Source organism: Allobosea rubneri, assembly GCF_032464875.1.
Taxonomy (GTDB): domain Bacteria; phylum Pseudomonadota; class Alphaproteobacteria; order Rhizobiales; family Beijerinckiaceae; genus Allobosea; species Allobosea rubneri.
The window spans coordinates 1-2070 of sequence record NZ_JAWDID010000118.1; the positions used below are offsets into that span (position 1 = coordinate 1).

Annotated in this window: 2 protein-coding genes and 1 pseudogene; 1 reads left to right on the forward strand and 2 read right to left on the reverse strand. The window is 68.3% G+C overall.

Going from position 1 to position 2070, the window contains the following annotated elements; genetic code table 11:
* Window positions 1-969: pseudogene (locus RKE40_RS29490) on the forward strand (hypothetical protein); the annotation flags it as partial.
* Window positions 970-978: 9 nt separating this feature from the next.
* Here the strand turns inward: RKE40_RS29490 and RKE40_RS29495 are convergent.
* Together RKE40_RS29495 and RKE40_RS29500 are read right to left on the reverse strand one after the other, a co-directional pair.
* Complete coding sequence (locus RKE40_RS29495; protein WP_316021711.1) at window positions 979-1263, reverse strand: hypothetical protein; 285 nt, start codon at window positions 1261-1263, stop codon at window positions 979-981.
* Window positions 1264-1326: 63 nt separating this feature from the next.
* The coding region (locus RKE40_RS29500; protein ID WP_316021712.1) for a transglycosylase SLT domain-containing protein at window positions 1327-2070 on the reverse strand (744 nt) is incomplete at its 5' end.

A 2070-nucleotide genomic window follows, 5' to 3' on the forward strand; every position in this document is an offset into this window, starting at 1 on the left:
AGCGCGCGCGATGCCGCTGCGGCCGGTCAGGCCGAGCTGGGCGACATGGCCCGCCAGCTCGAGGAGGCGCTGAAGCGCCCGTTCTCCGCCGTGAGGCCGTCATCGCTCGGTGCCCGCACCGAGCCGGAGGTCGTGAAGCCGCCGGTCCCGCCGCTGGCGCCCGCGGCGCCGTCGCAGAATACCGCCCGAGCGGAGCCTCCAGCGGCCGCCCAGGCCCAAGTGCCACCGGCGGCCCAACTGCCGCCTGTCACCATTCCTCCTGTCACGGTTCCCCCTGTCGCCGCCCCCCCGGCGTCAGCGGAGACCAAAATCGCCACGAACACGCTCGACCCCGAGCCGCGCACGCCGACGGAGCGCATCGAGCGCTACATCGCGACTTACGATGGCGGCGCCTGCTTCTTCCTCTGGCCGACTGCGATCGGCGACCGGCGTGCGACCATCGAGGGCTTCGGCAGTTCAGCGCCGCCCTTCGTCGCGTTCGACACGGCCTTCAAACGGAGCCAGGGCTTCGAAGCCCAGATCAGCCTGCGTTCGATCTCGACGGCGCAATGCCCGATGGCCGATTTCCTGCGCCAGCTCGGGCGCGGCATCGATCGCAGCCCGGTCATGCAGATCGGCGCCTTCACCATGAAGAGCGGCGACACGCTGAGCGGCACGGTCGAGAGCGACCCGAAGCAGAACCTCGCCGTGCTGCTCGTCGGCGATGACGGGCTGGTCTACAACCTCGCCAACTTCACGCGGCGCGAGGGCGGCAAGGCGAGCTTCAATCTCCGGCTCCAGTCGACGGCCGCGCCAGGAACCCCGGTCAGACCGCAGGCGGTGATAGCGCTGGTCAGCCCCGCGCCTCTGCCGACCTTGTCCGGGCCGAACCCCGCTCCGGCAGGCGATGTCTTCCCGGGCCTAAGGCAGGACGCGTCCCGCATCGGCGGCAAGCTCGGCGTCGGCATCAAGTATTTCCGGATCGAGTGAGGCCCGGTTTCAGTCCTCGCGGTAGAGGACGCCCCAATCGTGCTGCCAGAGCCCCTGCCGGTCCTCGACGACGATCGGCGCCTTGATCTCGTTGGCCAGCCTGACCGCCGAGCGGAAAGCCTCGACCGGCTCCAGCTCGTCGCTGAGGAAATCGTTGACAAGATGACCGCCGGCGAGCTCAGCCGGACAGGCAATCCTGCCGAAGGTCTTGCCGTCGCGCTGGCCAAGGCTCAGCGTGATCGCATCCGGTTGCTGCTCGTCGACCTGTTCGAACCGGTTCTTCGCCGCCGCCATAACCCGCTCCCGGATTGCCGCAACGGCAACGATCATGAGCCAGGAAGCCCGGGTCGGCAAATCCTAGCGTGAGGGCTGTCGCGCTGGGGCTACGGGCGCTGGGCCGCCGCGCACCACCTTGTAGCGGTCGAGGCGCACTCTGATCATCTCGTTGAACTTCTTGTGCACCTCCGAGACCGAGAGCGTCTTGGTCTCGCCGCCGGCCTCTGCATAGAAGATCGGCCGATTGGCCTGGGCCGGGCGCGGCAGCAATTCGGCCGCGCTGGCGCCGGGCGCCTCCTCCATCGTCTCGATGAAGGTCTGCGCCGCATCGGGGCCGAGGAAGTGGATCAGGTAGATTTCGCCGCCGGTGAGATGGCGCCCCATCGCCTTTTCGAGCCGCAATGTGTCGCGCTTCAGCATCTCCGCTGCGAGCAGGGCCGAGAGATAGGGCTCGCGCCTGAGATCGAGAATGCGCTGGCGCTCATTGGCGTCGGCGACGACGAACTGCCGGCCATTGCGCGCGATCAGCGCAGCCTCGGCCACCATGCCGTGCTTGCGCCCGAACTCGAAGACGACGCCAAGCCAGGTCTGCTCGATGAACTGGTAGAGTCCGGTCGCGGAAGAGGTCTTCGCCTGGACCGTGGTGGCGAAAGAGGACTCCTTGTCGGCGACCGCCATCAGCAGCGTCGGATCGGCCCCGACGATCCGCCCGGCGCGCACGATGATGTCGACGAGATGTCGGCGGATGCGGATCGGCCCAAAGGTCAGGATCTGGTCAGGATCGCCCCCGATGGTGTTCGGCGCGCGCGGCAATTGCTGGCGCGG